The 2,904-nt window shown below is 64.3% G+C and carries 3 protein-coding genes; all 3 read right to left on the minus strand.

Translation table 11 applies throughout. The annotated features are described in order from the left end of the window. The coding region (locus AC0L3N_RS33690; RefSeq protein ID WP_473551984.1) for a biotin/lipoyl-containing protein at positions 1 to 328 on the minus strand (328 nt) is incomplete at its 3' end. A gap of 5 nt (positions 329 to 333) precedes the next feature. Further along, a complete protein-coding gene (locus tag AC0L3N_RS33695) occupies positions 334 to 1,347 on the minus strand; it encodes an alpha-ketoacid dehydrogenase subunit beta (RefSeq protein WP_473551985.1) in 1,014 nt (337 codons plus the stop codon). 2 nt (positions 1,348 to 1,349) lie between these two features. Continuing rightward, positions 1,350 to 2,582, minus strand: a complete 1,233-nt coding sequence (locus tag AC0L3N_RS33700; protein ID WP_123148724.1) for a thiamine pyrophosphate-dependent enzyme — start codon at positions 2,580 to 2,582, stop codon at positions 1,350 to 1,352. Between the last annotated feature and the right edge of the window lie 322 nt (positions 2,583 to 2,904).

A 2,904-nucleotide genomic window follows, 5' to 3' on the forward strand; every position in this document is an offset into this window, starting at 1 on the left:
GGGCGGGGGTAGCTTCGGTGGGGGTAGCGCCGGTAGCTTTCGCCTTACCTCCCGACGACTTCGCACCAGCACCCACATTGCCCTCGCCGGCCACTTTCAAGCGTACAATGGGCGAACCGATCGCCACCGTGTCGCCGATCTCCGCACCCAGCCAGACGATTTCGCCATCGACCGGCGACGGAATCTCGACCGTCGCCTTGTCGGTCATGACTGCGGCCAGCACCGCGTCCTCGCGCACGAAATCGCCGACCTTGACCTGCCATTCGACGAGCTCGGCCTCGGCGACGCCTTCGCCGACATCGGGCAGCTTGATCACATATTCGCCCATCATCGTCAGGCCTCCATCGTTTCAACGAGCGCTCGGCCGAGCCTGGCCGGACCGGGAAAATAGTCCCACTCCTGCGCATGCGGATAGGGCGTGTCCCAGCCGGCGACCCGCGCCACCGGCGCTTCCAGATGATAGAAGCAGTTCTCCTGTACCAGCGCCGAAAGTTCGGCACCGAACCCGGATGTCAGCGTCGCCTCGTGCACGATCACGCAGCGGCCCGTCTTTTTCACCGAGCCGACGATCGTCTCGAGATCGAGCGGCAGCAGCGTCCGGAGATCGATGATCTCGGCGTCGATGCCGGTCTCCTCGGCCGACGCCTCGGCGACATAGACCATCGTGCCATAGGCAAGCACGGTGACATCGGCACCCGGCCGGCGGATCACCGCCTTGCCGAGCGGGACCGTGTAATGCCCGTCCGCGACCTCGCCGAGCTCATGCTTCGACCACGGCGTCACCGGGCGCTCGTGATGGCCGTCGAACGGACCGTTGTAGAGCCGCTTCGGCTCCAGGAAGATCACCGGGTCGGGATCCTCTATCGCCGCGATCAAAAGGCCCTTGGCGTCGTTCGGGTTGGACGGCACGACGACCTTCAGGCCGGAGACATGCGTGAATAGAGCCTCCGGGCTCTGGCTGTGGGTCTGGCCGCCAAAAATGCCGCCGCCGGTCGGCATCCTGACCACGATCGGGCAGGTGAAATCGCCGTTCGAGCGGTAGCGCAGCCGCGCCGCCTCCGAGACGATCTGGTCATAGGCCGGATAGACATAGTCGGCAAACTGCACCTCGACGCAAGGTTTCAGGCCGTAGGCGGCCATGCCGATAGCCGAGCCGACGATACCGGATTCGCTGATCGGCGTATCGAAGCAGCGGCTTTTGCCGTATTTCGCCTGCAATCCTTGCGTGCAGCGAAAGACGCCGCCGAAAAAGCCGACATCCTCGCCGAACACGATGACGCGTTCGTCGCGCGCCATCGACACGTCCATGGCGTCGCGGATCGCTTCGATCATGGTCCGCCTTGGCATGGTCAGACCCCTGCCTGCTGGCGTTGGCGCCTGAGATGCGGCGGCATCTCGGCATAGACTCCCTCGAACATGTCGCGCGCCGAGGGCTTGCCGCCCGCATGCAGCGTGCCGTGGCGCTCGGCCTCCCTTTGCGCCGCGATCACCGTTTCGAGGATTTCCGCCTCGGCCTGGGTGTGGCGTTCGTCCGACCAGACGCCGCGCTGGATGAGGTGGTTTTTCAGCCTGACGATCGGGTCGCCGAGCGGCCATGCGTCGGACTCGGCCTTCGGCCGGTAGGCCGACGGATCGTCCGAGCTCGAATGCGCGCCGACGCGGTAGGTGACATATTCGACCAGCGTCGGCCCGAGATTTTTCCGCGCGCGCTCGGCCGCCCATTTAGCCACCGCATGGACGGCCAGATAATCGTTGCCGTCGACCCGCAGCGAGGGAATGCCGAAACCGAGACCGCGGGCGGCGAAAGTGCCGGAGCCGCCCCGGGCGATGCCCTGAAAAGTCGAGATCGCCCACTGGTTGTTGACGACATTGAGCACGACCGGCGCCTTGTAGGTCGAGGCGAACACCAGCGCCGAATGGAAATCGGACTCGGCCGTCGAACCATCGCCGATCCAGGCGGCGGCGATCTTCGAATCATTGCTGATCGCCGAAGCCATCGCCCAGCCGACCGCCTGGATATATTGCGTTGCCAGATTTCCGGAGATCGAGAAGAAGCCGTGCTCCTTCGACGAATACATGATCGGCAGCTGCCGCCCCTTCAGCGGATCGGCCTCGTTCGAATAGATCTGGTTCATCATTGTGACCATCGGATAGCCGTCGGCGATGAGCAGCCCGGCCTGCCGATAGGTCGGAAAGTTCATGTCGCCCGACGCCAGCGCCTTGCGGAAGGCGCAACTCACCGCCTCTTCGCCGAGATGCTGCATGTAGAAAGAGGTCTTGCCCTGGCGCTGCGCCATCTGCATGCGCGCGTCGAAGCTGCGCAGCGTCATCATGTGGCGCAGCCCTTCCAGCAACTCGTCGTCGGAAAGCAGCCCGGCCCATGGTCCGACCGCCTCGCCGGCGCGGTTGAGCACGCGGATGATCGAGAAAGCCATGTCGCGGATGTCGCGCGGATCGACCTCGATCTCCGGGCGCGGCACCGAGCCGGCCTTGGCGATGGTCACATCAGAGAAATCCGGCGTCCCGCCCGGCCGCACCTCGGGTTCCGGCACGTGGAAGCGCAACATTCCTGTTTCGGCCATGACCTTCGTCCTCCCATGTTGCCCGGCGCGATATTTGCACACCGCCAGACCAGTGCCAATTCGTCGGGCAGGGCTTCAGGCCAGCGACGCGCCAGCCTGCACTTGCCAAGATGAAGATATGTCGGCGAAATTTCTTGTCGATCTTCCGCCGCCACGCGCAATTTGGCGAATGATTGCGCCGGGTTTCCCGCCAGATAAGACAATGCGTCGGATTGAGGCCTCGCGCGGCGCCCCTTTCCTTCTCCCCTTTGTTTGGACTGGGGACATCGCGAACAGGTGTGCGAGGACATCGCGAACAGTTTGCCATCCTATCGAGCCAGGG

Source organism: Mesorhizobium sp. WSM4807, from assembly GCF_055811615.1.